Origin of the sequence: Lysobacter sp. ISL-50 (assembly GCF_018612875.1) — a bacterium.
In the GTDB taxonomy this organism is placed as follows: domain Bacteria; phylum Pseudomonadota; class Gammaproteobacteria; order Xanthomonadales; family Xanthomonadaceae; genus Lysobacter.
Genome location: NZ_JAGGRI010000007.1, coordinates 112,631 through 129,575 on the forward strand (window position 1 = coordinate 112,631; position 16,945 = coordinate 129,575).

A 16,945-nucleotide genomic window follows, 5' to 3' on the forward strand; every position below is an offset into this window, starting at 1 on the left:
AACGGCGCGGCTACGCCGGAGACGCAGTTGCAGATATGGGATTGCAATGCGGGCAATGGGCAGCGGGTTCGGTTGCCTTGAGAGGGCGCTGACGGCCCTCACCCCAACCCCTCTCCGCAAGCGGGAGAGGGGCTCGACGCAGGCAATTGCTTTGCCTTCTCTCGCTAGCGGGAGAAGGTGCCCGACAGAGCCTGCCCCCGCGAAGGCGGGGGGCGGATGAGGGCCGCTTCGCCGCGTTTGCTCAGCGAATCGGCTCATCCAACATCAACTCACGCACGAACCGCACCGGCGGCGCGCCGTAAGACAGCACCTGATCGTGGTAAGTCTTGAGATCGAATTTCGCCCCCGACTGCGCCTCCACCGCCTTGCGCATGTCGAAATGCTCCTGCGCGCCGACGAAATACGTCGGCAGCTGCGCCGAGGTCAGCTGCGCGCGCACCCACTTGCCGGCGGCTTCGCGTTCCTGCTGGAAGGTCTGCCGGGTCATGAATTCCATGGCCTGCTCGCGGCTCCAGTCCTCGACCTGCACGCCCTGGTCCAGGATCGCGTTGCCCAACGTGCGCAGGTAGAACTTCAACTGCACCAGGCGGAACAGCGGATCGTTGTCGAGATAACCCGAGTCGGCCATCAGGTCTTCGGTGTAGACCGCCCAGCCTTCCGCGAACACGCCCGAACGCAGCACCGCGCGCAGGGTCGACGGCGCCTTGGCCGAATGCGCGCCTTCCAGGTAGTGGCCCGGCATCGCTTCGTGGATCGACAGCAGGTGCACCATGCGCGTGTTGTATTCGCGCAGGAAGGAATCGACCTGTTCGCGGCTCCAGTCGTCCGGGATCGGCGAGATCGCGTAATACGTGTCCAGGCCCTTGTCGAGCGGGCCGGGCGAATCGCAATACGCCAGCGCCACGCCGCGCTGGAATTCCGGCATCAGGATCACCTTGACCGGCGCGTCGGGCACGGTCACCAGATTCTTGGCGCGGGTGAAGGCGGTCGCATCGCTCAGGGTCTGCTTGGCGAAATCGACGATCTTGTCGCGCGGCGGCTTGTCGGCGTAGGCCAATTCCAGCGCCGCCTCGATCGCTTTTTGCTGCTGCTCGGGCGTGGGCTTGCCGGGCAGCGCCGGCGCGCCGGGCTTGTCCTTGAGTTCCTTCTGCGCGATCGCGTACATCTCGCCGCGCACGCGGATCAGCTCGGCCTGCGCGCGCTGCATGATCTGCGCGCGCGACAGCGATGAATTGAGCGAGAACTTCAGCTTTTCGTCGTACAGGGTCTGGCCGATGCGGAAGTTGCCCTTCGCGTTCGGCACCAGGGTCTTGTCCAGCCATTCCTGCTGCTCGGCCACGGCCTTGCGCAGGCCGGCGACGGCGGCGTCCAGGCGCTTGCGCTCGGCGCCCTTGAGCTGGCCGGCGTTGGGCGCGATGAAGGTGTCGATCAGGCTGAGCACGCCGGCGTTCTGCTTGGCCACGGTCTCGGCGTGGATTTTCGGAACCCGGGCCGGATCGAGGTTGGCGCGGGCCTGGGCGAAGATCTGCGGGATCTTCTCCATGCGCGCGGTCGCCGACTTCAGCCGTTGCGGCATCGGCGCGTATTCGCGCGCCATCAGGTTGTACAGCGCGTCGCCGGCCAGGCCGCTGTAGACCAGCGGGTCCCAGGCCCAGCTTTGCAGGGTCTGGATCGTCCATACGTCCGAGCGCAGGCGGTTGCGCAGGATCAGCGCATCGACCTGGTTCTCGCGCGACAGCCGGGTCGCGTCGATGGCGTCGAGTTCGCCGAGCAGCTTGGTGTTGAAGTCGATCTGGCGCTGGCGGCCGGCGGCGCTGAGGTCATCGACTTCGCCGTCGAAGCGGTGATCGCCGATCTGGGTCGCGGCGATCGGATTGATCTGCATGACGCCGTCGAGCCAGCGCTTGGACAGCGCGGCGAAGGCGGCATCGACCGCCGGATCGGCGGCGCCGGCGGCGGCCGCGTGCGTGGGCGCGCTGCGCGGCGCGGGCGTGGCGGAATCGTGCGAACCGCAGCCGGCCAGAGCCAGCGCGATCAGGGTGGGGCTAAGCAAGGCAGCGAGCTGCGTAGGGCGCAACGGGCGCATATCCATTCTCGGTGGGGTGGGGTGGCCGCGGCCGGGTTGCGCGGAGGATATGCCAAGCCGGTCACGCCCGCATGGGTCATTGGTCGGGCGACGATCGGCCTATATCCAATGGCCGTCAGCGCGTGCGGATTGCGTGTGCGGGCGGCGGCACTGGCCGATGTGGGCGGATCGACGTGGAGGATTCGCGCGAGCTGCAACTCGATGCAAAGCCAGCCGGCCGAGCGGGCAAATCCGGATCGGCTCGCTCGCCCGAGCTCGGCATCCGCCGGCAGGTCAGCGACGACTGGCTGCTGCGCTTGAACGCATCGCGCGGTTTCCGCGCGCCGCCGTTGCCGGAGATCGCCCAGAGCACCACCATCAGCTACGGGTCGGTGATCGATCCCTTCGATCCGGTGCAGCCCTGGCCACGACCGGCTTCGATATCGAAGGCCGCAAGGTCTGGCATGCCGGCGATTCGTCGTGGACGCCGGACGGCACCTGGACCCGGCTGCTGAGCTACGAGCAGCCGCAAGTCGGGCAGGGCGCGCTGCCTTACGACATCAGCCAGTACGACGCGCTGGGGCGGTTCGTCAGCGTCGGCTTCAGCACAAGTTCTAAGCGCCGGCGCGGACGATGCGACGGGCGGCGGCGGAACCCGATCGGGTCCGCGCGCCGCCCGTTTTGTTCGCGGCGCCAACCCCGTGCGGCGCCGGCGCGCGTTGGCACTGACGCGCGGCAACGCGCGCCGCAGTCCAGGCTGGACCCGGCGCGCGACGGTGGCATAGTGCTGCCTGCCACTGACGGCGTGGGAGATGCGGCGATGGAAGCGGGAATCGAACGATCCAGGGCGAACACGGCGGGTTTCGGCCGCGCCGCACGGCTAAGCGCGACGGCGCTGTTGATGTTGGCGCTGAGCGGCGGCATGAGCGGCTGCAGCAGCCATGACCAGCCGAAGATGGCGGAAAGCGCCGCGACGACCGTGGCGTACCTCCGCCAGGCGCCCTCCGGCGGCAACTCCGGACCGCCCGCGCCGCAGGCCGATCTGGGCGTGCTGCTGGCCTACGAACACCGCGTGCAGATCCGCCTGCCCGGTGAGCGCATCGCCGCCCAGGCCGCGGCGGTGCAGGCGGCGTGCACCTCGGCCAAGTTCGGCGCCTGCGCGGTGCTGGGCATGAATCAGAGCGGCGGCGACGATCCTTCGGCGATGGTGCAGGTGCGGATCGTGCCGGCCGGGGTCGAGCCCTTGATCGGCGTGGCCGGCAAGGGCGAGGAAATCGCCGAGCGCAGCATCCAGGCCGACGATCTGGCCACCGCGGTGCGCGACAACGCGATGCGCCAGGACCGGCTGCAGAAAGAACACGCGCGCCTGCTCGAATTCCAGGACCGCAAGGATCTGAAGGTCGCCGATGTGCTGACCTTGTCCAGCCGCATCGCCGAGATCGAATCGCAACTGCAGGCCGCGCAGCAGGAAGCCGCGCAGCAGCAGCGGCGCATCTCGACCCAGTTGGTCACCTTGAATTTCCAGACCACCCGCGGCCAGGAAAGCCGCAGCGAGATCGGCGATGCGTTCCGCGATTTCGGCAGCATCGTCGCCCTGGTGATCGCGTTCCTGATCCGCGCCGTCGCCGTGTTGCTGCCGGTGTCGGTGGTGCTGGTCGCGCTGGTGTGGGTGCTGTTGCGCATCCGCCGCGCGCGCAAGGCGAAGCGGGCGGCCGCGGGCGGCTGAGGCGCGCGGCGGCCGTGGCGATCGCGGGCGCGCACGACGCGCCCGCGAGGCTCAGCGTTCTTCTTCGGACTCGAACTCGACCAGCACGTCCAGGTCGAAGGCCAGCGCCTCCACCGCCTCGCGCACTTTGTTCGCGGTGGACGGGTTGGGCGCGTCGATTTCCAGTTCGTGCACGCCGGGACCGGCGTCGTCGGTCAGGCCGGCGGAACTGGAATCGGCATCGTCCATGTGCGGCATCAGATCGGCGACTTCCTCCACGTGCTCGATCCCGTCCAGGCTGGACAGCAGATTGCCGATCGCACGCGCGTCGTCGTCGTTGCCGGTGATACGCAATCGAAGCAGGGGCATGGCGGAAAACCTGGAATCGCGGCGGAGTCTGGAGGCTAGGCAGGGCGCAGCTAAGACCGCGTGAAACGTCACACCGTCTAAATCGCGTCGAGGTAGGCTAGGCGCATGAACACGACCTCCGAAACGGCCCCTTCGTCGGTGCCCGTGCCCAGCGTCACATTGCGACCGCTGGAGCGCGGCGACCTGCATTTCGTCCACGTGCTCAACAACAACCGCAGCGTGATGGGCTACTGGTTCGAAGAACCCTACGAGTCCTTCGTCGAGCTTGAAGAGCTGTACCGCAAGCACATCCACGACCAGTCCGAGCGCCGCTTCATCGTCCAGGACGGCGGCCAGGAGCGGGTGGGGCTGGTGGAACTGGTCGAGATCGACCACCTGCACCGGCGCGCCGAATTCCTGATCATGATTTCGCCTGAACAGCAGCGCCGCGGTTACGCGCGCGCGGCGACGCGGCTGGCGATCAGCTACGCGTTCCGGGTGTTGAATCTGTACAAGCTGTATCTGCTGGTGGACGTGGACAATCTGCGCGCGATCCAGATCTACGAAGACGCCGGTTTCCAGCGCGAAGGCATCCTGGTCGATGAGTTCTTCAGCGACGGCCGCTATCACGACGTGGTGCGGATGTGCCTGTTCCAGCCGCAGGTGCTGGGGCAGGGCAGCGCCTGGCGCGATCGTAGTAGTCGCTGATGCCTTCTCCCGCTGCGCGGGAGAAGGGGGCCCGAAGGGCCGGATGAGGGCCCGCGGCGTGCTTGTCGGTTCGCGTGCCCTCACCCCAACCCCTCTCCCGCGAGCGGGAGAGGGGCTAAGAGCGCGGTCAGCGTCTCCAAGAAATAGTTCCGTCATTCCCGCGTTCGCGGGAATGACGGGTAAAAACGGATGCTCTGCCGAAGCAGAGACTTCGCCGCTAACGCAGCCTCACTTCTTCTTGGCCGCCTTGCTTTCAACCACCTGATCGCGCACCGGCAGCGGCACGTTGCAGATATTGATGTGCCCGGCCGGGCGCTTGAAGAAATCGTCCTGGCGGTTGCGCCGCGATTCCACCAGCGCCGTGAACAGCGGCGTGTCGGTGCGCAGCACTTCCAGGTTGGCGCGCTCGGCCTTGGGCACGTCCGCGGCCAGGCGGATGGCCTGGATCGGCGTGCGCTCGGCGGCGGTTTCGTAGAAGCCCAGATTGCCGGTGCCGCGCGGCAGCGTCGACAGCAGCTCCATGCCCTTGATCACGCGGCCGACGGTGGTGATGTTGAGGTCCAGGTGACGCGGCGATTGCCCGATCACCACGTACAACTCGGTGCCGTTGCTGGAATCGGCGGCCAAGTCGCGGCCGGCGCCGACGGTGCCGTAGCAATGCGCGAGCCAGCTGTTGCCTTGCCCGGAATCGCGCGCGGCCGGAAAGCCGGCGGCGAAACCGGCCTGCGCCGCCCAGCCGTCGGGATCGGGCAATACCGTCATCGCCAGCCCCGCGCTCTTGCGCGAGAACTCGGCCGGCAGTTTCGTCTTTACCCCCTTGCCGAAGGGTTTGCGCTTGGCCGGGTCTTCGCCGTTGGCGTCGCCCCACTGCACCACGTAGTTGTCCTGCGAGCGGTTGATGCTCAGGCCGTTCCAATAGCCGTTGTGGGCGAGGGCGCGGATGTTGGCGACGTGGGCCGGCGCGAACTGCGGCGCCAGTTCGATCACCACCCGGCCGCGCGGCAGTTCGAGATAAATCGTGTTCTTCGGGTCCAGCGCGCGCCAGTCCGACGGCTGGCTGGCGTCGAGAATCTGCTGCATGGTCCGGCCCTTGGCCGGCTCGGCGGTCTGGGCGAAAACCGGGGCCGCGACCGCGGCGCTCAGGGCGAGGGCGAGCGAGGCGGCTCGATGCATCGAAAGCATGGACGATCTCCTGATCAGGGTTGGCGAGCGTAATCGCCGCGGATGAATTCCGCGAAATCGCTCTGGCCGGGGAAACGGTTTTCGATCACGAAGCGGTAGCGGTCGCCGCCGAATTCGTAGCGGTGGCGCGCTTCGCCGCGCGGCGTGGCTTTGGGTGGCGGGTCGGCGAAGCGTAGCTGGAAGCGGGAGTGAGTTGAGAGGAGTGAGTAAAAGCCCGGTCCTCGCTTGTGCTTCCACTCACTCCTCACTCCTCTCAACTAATTCCTGCTCAATGACTACCGGCACATCCGCTATACCGAACTTCGTAATAGCCTGAGGTCCAACCTAGCCAGACACCCGCGGGGGCGCCGTGATCGAACTCGACAGCCAGTTGCGTAAGTTCCAGAAGGAACTCAGCGCCGGCACCGTGTCGCTGGCCTTGCTGGCGGTGCTGGCCGCGGCCAGCGAGCCGATGTACGGCTACCAGATCGCCAAGCGCCTGGAACGCGAAGGCGAGGGCGTGCTCAGCGGCAAGCAGAGCGCGCTGTATCCGGTGCTACGCAATCTCGGCGCGGCCGGGCTGCTGGACAGCTATGTCGAGCCGTCGGTGACCGGACCGCCGCGCCGCTACTACCGCATCACCGACACCGGCCAGGCCGTGCTGCGCGAATGGACGCAGGCCTGGCGCGCCACCCGCGATTCCGTCGATTCCGTACTCCAGGGGCTGAACTCATGAACGCCATAGCCGGCACGAGCCACTATCCGAACTCCGCCGACCCGTCCGGCGCCGACGCGCCCGGCGTCGACACCGCCCACGCCGCCGCGACCGCCGCCGACGCCAGCCTGCCGCGCTCGATTCCCGATTACCTGCAACGCCTGCGCGAAGCGCTGCAAGGCGCCGATCCGGCGCTGATCCAGGACGCGCTGTACGACGCGGAGGAATACCTGCGTTCGGAAATGGCCGACAACCCCGGCCAGAGCGAGGCCGAGATCATCGCCGCGGTCGCCGGCAGCTACGGCGCGCCCGACGAGGTCGCGGAGATCTACCGCGACACCGAGGTCAAGGTGCAGACCGCGTTGCGCGCGCCGAAGCCGGCGCCGCGCAAATCGGCGCTCGGCCGCTTCTTCGGCGTGGCGCTGGAGCCGCGCACCTACGGCGCGCTGTTCTACATGCTGCTGTCGCTGGCCACCGGCACGTTCTACTTCACCTGGGTCACCACCGGCGTGTCGCTGTCGCTCGGCCTGATGGTGCTGATCGTCGGCATTCCGCTGCTGATCCTGTTCCTGGGCTCGGTGCGGGTGTTGTCGCTGGTGGAAGGGCGCCTGGTCGAGGTGATGCTGGGCGAGCGCATGCCGCGGCGGCCGCTGTATTCCGATCGCAGCCGGCCGGTGCTGGAGCGGATCAAGGAGATGTTCACCGATCCGCGCACCTGGGGCACCTTGCTGTACATGCTGTTGATGATGCCGCTGGGCACGGCGTACTTCAGCATCGCGGTGACCGGCCTGGCGCTGTCGTTGTCGCTGATCTTCCTGCCGTTCGCGATGTTGTTCGGCCTGTTCGACGGTCTGGTCCGGATCGACGGCGTTTCGTTCCTGGGCGCCTGGGAGCCCTGGGCGATGCCGGTGTTCGCCCTGGTCGGCGTGTTGCTGCTGTTCGTGATGCTGCATGTGGCGCGCCTGATCGGCTATGCGCATGCGCAGTTGGCCAAGCATCTGCTGGTGCAGTGGGCGCAGCGCGACTGACGGCATGCGACAGCGATGCGACGAAAAGCCGGCGTTCGCGCCGGCTCTTTCGTTGAGCGCGGAGCGATCGGCCGCGCATGAAAAAAGCCCGGCACGTGGCCGGGCTTTCCTGATGGCTCGATGAAGCCGATGACGCGCGGGTTACTTCGCCGCGTTCTTGGCGATGAAGTTGCGCACCTGCGGATACACCTGCTCGCGCCAGCGGCGGCCGCTGAAGATGCCGTAATGGCCGGCGCCTTCGACGGTGAGGTGCTCGCGGCGTTGCTTGGACACGCCGGTGCACAGCGTGTGCGCGGCGCGGGTCTGGCCCTGGCCTGAGATGTCGTCGAGCTCGCCTTCGATGGTCAGCAGCGCGGTGTTCTTGATCGCGCCCGGATCGACCCGCTCGCCGGCCACATCCCACAGCCCGCGCGGCAGCAGGTGCTGCTGGAACACGACCTTGATCGTATCCAGGTAGTACTCGGCCGGCATGTCCAGCACGGCGTTGTATTCGTCGTAGAACCGGCGGTGCGAATCGGCGTCTTCCAGGTCGCCCTTGAGCAGGTCCTGGTAGAAATCCCAGTGCGACTGGAAATGCCGTTCCGGATTCATCGCCATGAATCCGCTGTGCTGCAGGAAGCCCGGATAGACGCGGCGGCCGCGGCCGGGGAAGTTGGCCGGGACGTGGTGGATCAGATTGCTTTCGAACCACCACAGCGGCTTGTGCACGGCCAGGTCGTTGACCTTGGTCGGGCTTTCGCGGGTGTCGATCGGCCCGCCCATCATCACCAGCGAACGCGGCGTGGCTTCGCCGCGCGCGGCCATCAGCGACACCGCCGCCAGCACCGGCACGGTCGGCTGGCAGACGCTGATCACGTGCAGGCGGTCGGCGCCGATCAGGCGGATGAAATCCTGGATGTAGCCGACGTAGTCGTCGAGGGTGAAGGCGCCTTCCTCGGTCGGCACCATGCGCGCGTCGATCCAGTCGGTGATGTAGACCTTGTGGTCGCGCAGCAGCGTCTTGACCGTATCGCGCAGCAGCGTGCTGTGGTGGCCCGACAGCGGCGCGACCACCAGCACCGGCGGATCGTCCTTGAGTTCGGCGATGTTGTCGGCGTCGTCGGCGTAGCGCTTGAAGCGCAGCAGCCGGCAGAACGGCTTGCGCTGCATCTCGCGTTCGATCACCGGATAGGCGTTGCCGTCGATCTGCACCGAGTGGATGCCGAATTCGGGCTTCTCGTAGTCCTTGCCGATGCGATAGAGCAGTTCGTACCCGGCGGCCAGGCGCGGCGCGGCGGGCAGGGTCGACAGCCAGCTGCCGGGCGCGGCGAACATCTTCGCGCCGGCGTCGGCCCAGTAGGTCATCGGGGCCATCCAGGCGCGGCCGAGTTCGTGCATTTGGTAAAGCAGCATCGGGTCGGACTCTCAGTGGCGGTGTACAGCGGTGGCGGTGCAGGGCTGGCGCCGGAGAGTAGCTGACCCCGGCACGAGCGGTTTGCTGCGCCGCAGCATAGCGGATTGGGACGGCGGTCGCGTGAATGGTGAGGGGTGTCGCGGTGGGGGGCGAGATCGTTGGCTGGGCGGGCCGATTCGAATGCTCAGGCTTCGACCAAGCGCGTCAACCATTGCCCACTTTGAAAAAGGGGGCGAGCGCCCGGCGTGAGTACGAAGCCGGGCCTTGCTGTAGCGCGGGGGATTTGCTTTTGCTTTCGGGAAGAGCAAAAGCAAATCCCCCCCTAGCCCCCCTTTTTCAAAGGGGGGAACAGCTCAGAGGGGGGCGGCTTCGTCGCGGATCAATCCACCGTCTCCAACGCCGCCGTGCCGCCGCGCAGCATCGGTCCCAACCACAAATGCGAACCCAGGGCGGCGAATCCCTGCGCGGCGAAGCGCTCGCGGTAGAACTTCGCCGGCCGGCGCTTGAAGCCGTCGGTGTCGCCCTCGATTCCATCCTCGCGAGTGAAGGTTTCCAGGAACGCCACCCCGCCGCATAGCTCGGCCAGGCCGGGCAGGCCGCGATCGAGTTCGCGCGTGTCCAGGTAATGCAGCACGTCGCTGCAGATCAGCAGATCCACCGGCGCGCACGGCCGCAGGTATTCGAAATCGCCGAACCGGGCCAGATGCAGATTGCGGCTGCGACCGAAGCGCGCAGTGGCGTACTGGCTGCTGTCGAATCCCAGATACTGCAGGCGCGGGCGCAGCTTGAGCAGCGGCGCGCGCCACGGGCCTTCGCCGCAGCCGATGTCGAGCACGCTGCGGATCGGCCGCTCCAGGTGGTACTCGGCCGTGGCGACGGTGAGCGCCACCTTGCGCGTCAGCCGCGCGGCGCCGCCGATGGCCTGGTCCTTCAGGGCCGGGTCGCGGTACCAGCGTTGGAAGTAATCGCGGTCGTATTGTTTGCTCATGGTGGCCGTGCGTGGCGTGGGGGCGTGGCATCCTAACGCGCCCGGCGGCGCTCGGCGGAGCGCCCGCGCGAGCCGCCGCCGTTCGCCGTCACTGCCAGCCCGTCTTCAGGAAGCCCGCGATGAATGCCTATGTCTGGACCAAGACCTTCCATGTCGTATTCGTGATCGCCTGGATGGCCGCGGTGTTCTACCTGCCGCGGATACTGGTCAACCTCGCCGAAGCCGGCGACGAACCGGCGGTGCGCGCGCGGCTGGTGTTGATGGGACGCAAGCTGTATCGCTTCGGCCACATGATGTTCGGGATCGCGGCGATCCTGGGACTGACCTTGTGGCTCGTGTTCCATATGAGCGGCGGTTGGCTGCACGCCAAGCTGACTCTGGTCGCGGTGCTGCTGGTGTATTACATCTTCACCGGGCGCTGGCTCAAGGGTGTGGACAAGGGCCGGGCGCTGCCTTCGTCGCGCATGTTGCGCTTGTTCAACGAGCTGCCGTTGCTGGCGCTGATCGCGATTGTCTGGCTGGTGTTGGCTAAGCCGTTTTGAGGGTTATGGGGGGAAGAGCGAATCCCCCTTAATCCCCCTTTTTCAAAGGGGGAGACTGGTTGCGTTGGTGGTGGGGAGTGGCGTTGCGATCTGCATGATCGTTTTTGTTTTCTACCGAAGCCCGTGCCGTTCCCCCCTTTGAAAAAGGGGGGCAGGGGGATTGCCCCCAGACCTGAGCGCCAACCCCTCAGTTCTTCCTGAAATCCTCACCCTTAGGCAACATCACCGGCACCTTGTTCGCATCGCAATCGCCCTTGGCGCACAGCGCCGCGCGCAGCTTCGGCATCGACTGCAACATGAAGTGATAGATGGTGTTCTGCTCGACGCTGCCGCGCACCGCGGCGCTGCCGGGGCCGCGCGCCCAGATGCCGACGTCGTCGCCGCCATGAGTTTCGTTGCTGGTCGGCACCAGCGCTTCCTGCATGTAGTCCGGCGCCTGGGTATCGACGTTGGTCAAGTCCGGACGGCCCTTCTCGATTTCCTGCATGCCGCTGGCGGTGTGCGGGAACGTGTGCGGGCCTTCGGGCTGCTGCGAGCTGGCGCCGGTGTAGCCCGGGCCGTTGCTGTAGTTGAGCGTGGTGTACGGCTTGCCCAGCGCGTCGCGGGCGTAGTCGTTGGCGTCGCCGTCTTCGCCGCTGGTGCCGCGCACCTTGCCCAGCATCGGGTTGCCGCGAACCGGGTAGCCGACGAAGCTGAGCGTGTGCGAGTGGTCGGCGGTCACCAGAATCAGAGTGTCGTCGGCCGAGGTCGCCTTGTTCGCCGCGTCCACCGCCTGGCTCAGCGCGATGGTGTCGGTCAGCGCGCGATAGGCGTTGCCCTGGTGATGGGCGTGATCGATGCGTCCGCCCTCGACCAGCAGCACGAAGCCGGTATCGCCCTTGATCGCCTTCAGCCGCTCGATCGCCGCGACCGTCATCTGCGCCAGCGACGGCTCGCCCGCGCCGTCCTGCGGACGGTCGTGGTCGAACTGCATGTGATCGGGCTCGAACAGCGCGAACAGCGGCTTGTCCTTCGGCGCGGCGGCGAACTGCTTGGCGTTCCACACGTACTCGCCGCCGGGATGGCGCTGCTTCCAGGTCGCGATCAGGTCGCGGCCGTCCAAGCGCTGGCCGACCTTGTCGTCGTATTCCGGATCGCGCTGCTCCACGGTCATGAAGTTGCCGCGGCCGCCGCCCATCAATACGTCCGGGCCGGTGCCGTAGGGCGATTCGATCATCTGCCGGGCGATGTCGATGCAGCCCTGGGCCTTGGCCTTGTCGGTCAGGTCCATGTCGTTTTCCCAGTTGCGCTCGGCCGAATGGCTGAAGGTCGCGCCCGGGGTGGCGTGAGTGACGCGGGTGGTGGTGACCACGCCGGTGGCCAGGCCGCTGCTGGCGGCGAGTTCCCACAAGGTCAGCATCGGCGCCTGCAGCGCGGCCGCGCAATCGCCGCGCAGGCCTTTCTGGCCGATGCTGAGCACGCCGGCGCGGGTCTTCACGCCGGTGGCCATCGCGCTCATGGTGCCGGCCGAGTCGGGCGTCTGCGAGTCGGTGTTGTAGGTCTTGCTTAGCGCGGTCGCCGGGAAGCGCTCCCAGCTCAGGCGGTTTTCTTCGCCGGGCGAGCCCTTGAGCTGGCCGTCGAGAATGCGCGCGGCGGCGACGGTGGTCAGGCTCATGCCGTCGCCGACGAACAGGATCACGTTCTTGGCTTTGCCGGTGCTGGCGCCGCGCTGCGCGGCCTGGGCGGCGCCGTCGCGGTACCACCATGCCGGGGTTTCGTCCTGCGGGTGCTTGATCTGCGGGACATCGACGACGACGCCGCTGGCGGGCGCATCGGCGCGCGTGGTCGGCGCGGCCGCGGCGCAGGCGGTGAGCAGCGCGGGAACGAAGAGAACGGAAGCGGAACGCAGCTTGGACATGGGCGGGCCGGGCGTTGGGAATGACAAGCCGGCGATTATGCCCTGGACGTGTGACTGCGGTTGGGCGTCGGCGCTGGTGGTACGGCGCCGGATGTTTGCTGGTCGTGGCGGAAAGCAGGAGGCAGAAACGAGTTCAGAGGAGTGAGGAGTGAGTAAAGCATCGCCCCTACTCACTCCTCACTCCTCTGAACTCATTCCTGCCTAAATAGCCATGTTCAGGCGCCGATCCGCCCGGTGCTCCAGAAAATTCACCACCAGGCCCAGCCCGATCACCGCCGCGGCCACCACCAGCACCTGATTGAGCCCGACCTGGCGCAGCACCGCGCCGCCGATCAGCGAACCCAGGGCGATGCCGATGTTGTAGCCCGACACGGTCAGGCTGGAGGCGATCTCGGCCGAACCGGGAATCAAGCGGCGCGACACCTCGATCCCGTAATGCCCCAGCGACGGCGTCGAGCTCATCGCGAACAGCCCCAGCAGCAAGATGCCGGCGTAGGCGAACGAGGGCAGGCCGATCAGGAAATAGATCGCCACGAACAAGGCCGCGATCAGCGCGTAGTTGAAACCGATCGTGCGCGACACGCCGTATTTGGCCGCGGCGATGCCGCCGAAATGATTGCCCAGCACCACGCCGACGCCGAACAACAGCAGCAGGAAATTCGCCGTGTCCTGGCTGTAGCCCAATGAATCGATGATCAGCTTGGGCAGATAGGTGTAGGCGATGAAATAGCCGCCGAACAGCAGCACGATCTTCATCAGCGCCGACAGCACGCGCGGGTTCGAGATCACTTCGGCGAAGCGCACCTGCTGCGATTCCAGCGTGCGCGCGCCGGCCTGCGCCGGAATCCAGCGCCACATCGCCGCCGCCGCGATCAGGTACGCGCCGCCGAGCAACCAGAAGGTCGCCTGCCAGCGATAGTGATCGCTGACGAAACCCATGATCGGAATGCTCAACACGATGGCGATGGTCAGGCCGGAGATCACCTGCGCCATGCCTTCGATGGTCGAGCGCGGGCTGAGCCGCCCGGCCAGCGGCATCGCCAGCGAGAAGAACAGGCCGTGGTTGGCGCCCAGCAACAGGCGCGCGGCCAGCAGCAGGCCGAAGTGTTCGCTCATCGACGCCAGCACCGTCAGGGCGCCGGCCGCGGCCATCGACACCGCCAGGGTCAGGCGGGTGTCGTAGCGCTGCAGCAGCCGCGTCAACACCGGCGCGCCGATGGTGACGCCGATGGCGTAGATCGCCACCAGCCAGCCCAATTCGTCGCTGCTGCGGTGCAACTGGTGCGTCAGCGACGGAATCAGCCCGACCGTGCCGAATTCGGCCGAGCCGAGGGCGAAGGCGCCCAGGAGGAGAGCGAAGAGTGCTTTGTTCATGAGGCCGGGATGGGGGTTGGGGCGTCGGGAGTCGCAACGGCGCTTGCGCAGCGATCGGGGCGATCGGGTTCGCGGGCGGGAGAGCGGGGTGGCGCCCCGGTGAGTTCCGGATCCGGTTGTAGTATAGTTCCAATATTCGGAACTATGGAAAATATAGCAGCAGGCCCCGGCTTGTTGCAAGCTGTCGCCATGAGACCTCTGCATCACCCCGCCACCGACGACATCGAACTGACCACCGTGCTGTACGCGCTCGCCGATCCGGTGCGATTGGGCCTGGTGCGCGGGCTCAGCAAGGATCAGCCGGTGTCGTGCATCGGCGCCTGCATCGACGAGGAATTGCCGCGCGCGACGCTGTCGCGGCATTTCGATGTGTTGCGTTCGGCCGGACTGGTCCGTACCGTCAAATCCGGAACGCAAAATCTCAATACCCTGCGCTGCGACGATCTGGAGCGCCGCTTCCCCGGCCTGCTGAGCGCGATCCTGCATTGCGCGGGCGGCGTGCCGGCGGCGAAATATCCGGGCAAGACGCCGGCGGCGCTGGCAAAACCCGCGGTTAAAGCGGCGACCAAGCCCGCCGCGCGTGCCCGTCGCGGCGAGCCGGCGCCCGTGCGCGCCGGCAAGGCCCGCGCATGAAAGCGCGGACCGCGATGCGGCGTTTTGCCGAAGCGGTTCACACTAATGAAGTTTCGTTGCCGGCTTATGCACTTCCATCAGCCGGCGCGATGGCGAAGCTGTTTATCGTGTCGTCCTCTCGCGCCGCCGCCGCGCGGCGCGCGCATCCGCAACCGCGCGCAGGCGCGTCCCACGCTGAATTGACTGGATAGTCCCGCGATGAGTGCTCTGTTCTCGGCCTGGTTCCGCATCCCGTTCTGGCAACGCGTGGTCGGCGGCTTCGTGCTCGGCGCGCTGGCCGGCTGGGCCTTCGGTCATTCGGCCGAGACCTGGTTCGGGCCACTGGGCGATCTGTACGTCACCCTGATCAAGATGATCGCGGTGCCGCTGGTGTTCTTCGCGGTGATCAACGCGGTGGCTTCGCTGCATGGGCAGAAGTCGATCGCCGCGCTCGGCGGCCGCACCTTCGCCTGGTTCGCGGTGACCGCGGTGCTGGCGGTCGGCGTCGGCCTGGCGGTCGGCACGATCCTGCAGCCGGGCACCGGCGTCATCGGCCTGGCGATGGATTCGTCGTACAAGCCGCGCGACGTGCCCAGCGTGACCAAGGTGCTGCTCGACGTGGTGCCGAGCAATCCGTTCTACGCCCTGACCGGCATCGGCACGACCAAGAACGCGGCCGGCGACACCGTGCTCGCCGCCGGCAAGGGCTCGATCCTGCCGGTGATCTTCTTCGCCGCGCTGCTCGGCTTCGCCATGGTCAAGCTCGGCGAAAAAGTCGCCGGCGTGCGCAAGCTGGTCGGCGAAGCCAGCGAGTTGATGATTCAGGTCACCCGCTTCGTTCTCGAATTCACCCCGATCGGCACCTTCGGCCTGATCGCCGCGCTGGTCGGCGCATACGGTTTCGAAAAACTGCTGCCGCTGGGCAATTTCGTCCTGGCGCTGTATCTGGCCTGCGGCATTCACATCGTCGTGGTCTACAGCGGCCTGCTGCTCGCGCACGGCCTGAACCCGCTGAAGTTTTTCCGCGGCGCGGCGCCGGGCATGCAGGTGGCGTTCGTGAGTTCCTCGAGCTTCGCCGCGATGCCGGTGGCGATGCGCTCGATCACGCACAACCTCGGCGTCAACAAGGATTACGCCGCGTTCGCTTCGCCCTTGGGCGCGAGCATCAAGATGGACGGCTGCGGCGCGATCTATCCGGCGCTGTGCGCGGTGTTCATCGCGCAATACACCGGCACGCCGTTGACCGCGGACCAGTACCTGATCGTGCTGATCGCCTCGGTGCTGGGCAGCTTCGGCACCGCCGGCGTTCCCGGCACGGCGGTGATCATGGCCACCGTGGTGCTCAGCGCCGCCGGCCTGCCGCTGGAAACCATCGGCTATCTGTACGCCATCGACCGCATCCTCGACATGATGCGCACCATGACCAACGTGACCGGGCAGATGCTGGTGCCGGTGCTGGTGGCGAAGGAAACCGGCCTGCTCGACCGCGCGGTGTACGAGGCCGCGCCGACCAACGTCGGGATCGAGCAGGAAAACGCTTAGCGCGGCGCTGCGCCGATCTCGATGCGCGTCGGCCGGCGGCGTTGAATCTGGCGCACAGGATCAACGCCACATCCGTGATCCACGCACCGATCGACGGCGTTGTCGCCGACCGCCAGATCGAGCAGGGCGATGATGGCAAGATCTGGAACCGGCCATGGGACGGGATCGCGCGCCGCTGGAGACAGATTTGATTCGGATGGCCGCCGTTCGTTCCGAGTAATGCCGTCTTTCCATTTTCGGAGGAAGAAACGATGAGGTCATGGATGTCCGCGTTGTTGTTGGCGACTCTTGCTGGATGCGCGAGTGCGCCACGATCCGTCGAGCCGCCGCCGGACCCGCGCAGCGGCGCCGTCGGCGTGCGCTCCATCGACAAACTCATGCCGTCCGACGACCGCATGCAGCTGGCCGACAACGAAACCTTCCAGATGCCGTTGGCCGAGGCGGATAACGCGGTGCCGGTGTATCCGGTCGAGTTGCTGGCGCAGCGGCTGGCGCCCCAGACCGTGTGCCTGCGCGTGGCGATCGGCGCCGACGGGCGGGTCATGGACAGTCAGCCTATCGACGATGTGCAGGCCGGCTGCGCGATCGGGTCGGACGCGCGCTTCGTCGAAGCCGCGCGCGCCGCGGCGGCGCAGTGGCGTTTCGATCCTGCCTTCCGTTGCGTCTACCCGGGCGCGAAACCCGATGAGCAAGGCTGCGTGACCGGGAAGGAGGAATCGGTGGCGGTGAGCCTGGCTTTCAGCTTCGTGTTCGAGCAGAAGGACGGCAAGGGGTCGGTGAGGGTGGGCGGTTGAGGGCTTGCCCGGCGAAGCGCTGACTTTTGTGGGAGGGAGCTTTAGCCCCGATGCTTTTCGATCAGCTCAGGTG

18 protein-coding genes are annotated in these 16,945 nt (G+C 67.0%); 10 read left to right on the plus strand and 8 right to left on the minus strand.

The features are described 5' to 3' along the window. Window positions 1–241: 241 nt before the first annotated feature. On the minus strand, window positions 242–2,086 hold the full coding sequence (locus J7J50_RS05095) for a DUF885 domain-containing protein (protein ID WP_215056401.1): 1,845 nt from the start codon (window positions 2,084–2,086) through the stop codon (window positions 242–244). 173 nt (window positions 2,087–2,259) lie between these two features. Between J7J50_RS05095 and J7J50_RS05100 the strand changes: the two genes are divergently transcribed. Both J7J50_RS05100 and J7J50_RS05105 read left to right on the plus strand, forming a co-directional pair. Continuing rightward, window positions 2,260–2,580: a TonB-dependent receptor gene (locus J7J50_RS05100; RefSeq protein WP_215056402.1), complete on the plus strand. Its 321-nt coding sequence runs from the start codon at window positions 2,260–2,262 to the stop codon at window positions 2,578–2,580. Between the two features lie 386 nt (window positions 2,581–2,966). Then, window positions 2,967–3,791, plus strand: a complete 825-nt coding sequence (locus tag J7J50_RS05105) for a DUF4349 domain-containing protein (RefSeq protein ID WP_215056403.1) — start codon at window positions 2,967–2,969, stop codon at window positions 3,789–3,791. Between the two features lie 51 nt (window positions 3,792–3,842). Here the strand turns inward: J7J50_RS05105 and J7J50_RS05110 are convergent, their stop codons facing one another. Continuing rightward, window positions 3,843–4,139 (minus strand): hypothetical protein, encoded by a 297-nt coding sequence (locus tag J7J50_RS05110; protein WP_215056404.1) that lies wholly within the window; start codon window positions 4,137–4,139, stop codon window positions 3,843–3,845. 105 nt (window positions 4,140–4,244) lie between these two features. Here J7J50_RS05110 and speG point away from each other — a divergent pair, with 105 nt between their 5' ends. After that, a complete protein-coding gene (gene speG / locus J7J50_RS05115) occupies window positions 4,245–4,826 on the plus strand; it encodes a spermidine N1-acetyltransferase (RefSeq protein WP_215056405.1) in 582 nt (193 codons plus the stop codon). Window positions 4,827–5,054: 228 nt separating this feature from the next. Here speG and J7J50_RS05120 read toward each other — a convergent pair whose 3' ends face one another. Together J7J50_RS05120 and J7J50_RS05125 are read right to left on the minus strand one after the other, a co-directional pair. Next, window positions 5,055–5,906 carry a peptidylprolyl isomerase gene (locus J7J50_RS05120; protein ID WP_251044229.1) on the minus strand — a complete coding sequence of 284 codons (852 nt, stop codon included), beginning with the start codon at window positions 5,904–5,906 and terminating at the stop codon, window positions 5,055–5,057. A gap of 116 nt (window positions 5,907–6,022) precedes the next feature. Then, window positions 6,023–6,256 carry a hypothetical protein gene (locus J7J50_RS05125; RefSeq protein ID WP_215062931.1) on the minus strand — a complete coding sequence of 78 codons (234 nt, stop codon included), beginning with the start codon at window positions 6,254–6,256 and terminating at the stop codon, window positions 6,023–6,025. Between the two features lie 101 nt (window positions 6,257–6,357). Here J7J50_RS05125 and J7J50_RS05130 point away from each other — a divergent pair, with 101 nt between their 5' ends. Then, a complete protein-coding gene (locus J7J50_RS05130; protein ID WP_215056407.1) occupies window positions 6,358–6,723 on the plus strand; it encodes a PadR family transcriptional regulator in 366 nt (121 codons plus the stop codon). Beyond that, the gene (locus tag J7J50_RS05135; RefSeq protein WP_251044198.1) at window positions 6,720–7,730 is read left to right on the plus strand and encodes a sensor domain-containing protein; all 1,011 of its coding nucleotides are present in this window, start codon (window positions 6,720–6,722) and stop codon (window positions 7,728–7,730) included. Before J7J50_RS05130 ends, J7J50_RS05135 begins: the two co-directional genes overlap by 4 nt. Window positions 7,731–7,871: 141 nt before the next feature. Here the strand turns inward: J7J50_RS05135 and phaZ are convergent, their stop codons facing one another. After that, window positions 7,872–9,119, minus strand: a complete 1,248-nt coding sequence (gene phaZ, locus J7J50_RS05140) for a polyhydroxyalkanoate depolymerase (RefSeq protein ID WP_215056573.1) — start codon at window positions 9,117–9,119, stop codon at window positions 7,872–7,874. A gap of 383 nt (window positions 9,120–9,502) precedes the next feature. Continuing rightward, on the minus strand, window positions 9,503–10,111 hold the full coding sequence (locus J7J50_RS05145) for a class I SAM-dependent methyltransferase (RefSeq protein WP_215056409.1): 609 nt from the start codon (window positions 10,109–10,111) through the stop codon (window positions 9,503–9,505). A 119-nt stretch (window positions 10,112–10,230) separates the two neighbouring features. Between J7J50_RS05145 and J7J50_RS05150 the strand changes: the two genes are divergently transcribed. Beyond that, window positions 10,231–10,653 (plus strand): CopD family protein, encoded by a 423-nt coding sequence (locus J7J50_RS05150; protein ID WP_215056410.1) that lies wholly within the window; start codon window positions 10,231–10,233, stop codon window positions 10,651–10,653. Between the two features lie 187 nt (window positions 10,654–10,840). On the opposite strand, the gene J7J50_RS05155 is transcribed toward J7J50_RS05150, so the two are convergent. Then, window positions 10,841–12,550, minus strand: coding sequence for an alkaline phosphatase (locus J7J50_RS05155; protein WP_215056411.1), 1,710 nt, complete (start codon window positions 12,548–12,550; stop codon window positions 10,841–10,843). Window positions 12,551–12,751: 201 nt separating this feature from the next. Then, the gene (locus tag J7J50_RS05160) at window positions 12,752–13,924 is read right to left on the minus strand and encodes an MFS transporter (protein WP_215056412.1); all 1,173 of its coding nucleotides are present in this window, start codon (window positions 13,922–13,924) and stop codon (window positions 12,752–12,754) included. Window positions 13,925–14,113: 189 nt separating this feature from the next. On the opposite strand from J7J50_RS05160, the gene J7J50_RS05165 reads away from it, so the two are divergent. From J7J50_RS05165 to J7J50_RS05180, 4 genes are all read left to right on the plus strand, one after another. Next, window positions 14,114–14,557, plus strand: coding sequence for a helix-turn-helix domain-containing protein (locus J7J50_RS05165; protein ID WP_215056413.1), 444 nt, complete (start codon window positions 14,114–14,116; stop codon window positions 14,555–14,557). Between the two features lie 198 nt (window positions 14,558–14,755). Then, window positions 14,756–16,078: a dicarboxylate/amino acid:cation symporter gene (locus tag J7J50_RS05170; RefSeq protein ID WP_215056414.1), complete on the plus strand. Its 1,323-nt coding sequence runs from the start codon at window positions 14,756–14,758 to the stop codon at window positions 16,076–16,078. 41 nt (window positions 16,079–16,119) lie between these two features. Beyond that, entirely contained in the window at window positions 16,120–16,269 is a 150-nt protein-coding gene (locus tag J7J50_RS05175) for a hypothetical protein (protein ID WP_215056415.1), read from the plus strand. A 186-nt stretch (window positions 16,270–16,455) separates the two neighbouring features. Further along, window positions 16,456–16,872 carry a hypothetical protein gene (locus tag J7J50_RS05180; protein ID WP_215062928.1) on the plus strand — a complete coding sequence of 139 codons (417 nt, stop codon included), beginning with the start codon at window positions 16,456–16,458 and terminating at the stop codon, window positions 16,870–16,872. Window positions 16,873–16,945 lie beyond the last annotated feature (73 nt).

Bases quoted from the DNA above. Each gene is read 5' to 3' on its own strand.
- J7J50_RS05095 (WP_215056401.1), bottom strand. From the start codon at position 2,086: ATGCGCCCGTTGCGCCCTACGCAGCTCGCTGCCTTGCTTAGCCCCACC.
- J7J50_RS05105 (WP_215056403.1), top strand. From the start codon at position 2,967: ATGTTGGCGCTGAGCGGCGGCATGAGCGGCTGCAGCAGCCATGACCAG.
- J7J50_RS05110 (WP_215056404.1), bottom strand. From the start codon at position 4,139: ATGCCCCTGCTTCGATTGCGTATCACCGGCAACGACGACGACGCGCGT.
- speG (WP_215056405.1), top strand. From the start codon at position 4,245: ATGAACACGACCTCCGAAACGGCCCCTTCGTCGGTGCCCGTGCCCAGC.
- J7J50_RS05120 (WP_251044229.1), bottom strand. From the start codon at position 5,906: ATGCAGCAGATTCTCGACGCCAGCCAGCCGTCGGACTGGCGCGCGCTG.
- J7J50_RS05135 (WP_251044198.1), top strand. From the start codon at position 6,720: ATGAACGCCATAGCCGGCACGAGCCACTATCCGAACTCCGCCGACCCG.
- J7J50_RS05145 (WP_215056409.1), bottom strand. From the start codon at position 10,111: ATGAGCAAACAATACGACCGCGATTACTTCCAACGCTGGTACCGCGAC.
- J7J50_RS05150 (WP_215056410.1), top strand. From the start codon at position 10,231: ATGAATGCCTATGTCTGGACCAAGACCTTCCATGTCGTATTCGTGATC.
- J7J50_RS05155 (WP_215056411.1), bottom strand. From the start codon at position 12,550: ATGTCCAAGCTGCGTTCCGCTTCCGTTCTCTTCGTTCCCGCGCTGCTC.
- J7J50_RS05160 (WP_215056412.1), bottom strand. From the start codon at position 13,924: ATGAACAAAGCACTCTTCGCTCTCCTCCTGGGCGCCTTCGCCCTCGGC.
- J7J50_RS05165 (WP_215056413.1), top strand. From the start codon at position 14,114: ATGAGACCTCTGCATCACCCCGCCACCGACGACATCGAACTGACCACC.
- J7J50_RS05170 (WP_215056414.1), top strand. From the start codon at position 14,756: ATGAGTGCTCTGTTCTCGGCCTGGTTCCGCATCCCGTTCTGGCAACGC.
- J7J50_RS05180 (WP_215062928.1), top strand. From the start codon at position 16,456: ATGCCGTCCGACGACCGCATGCAGCTGGCCGACAACGAAACCTTCCAG.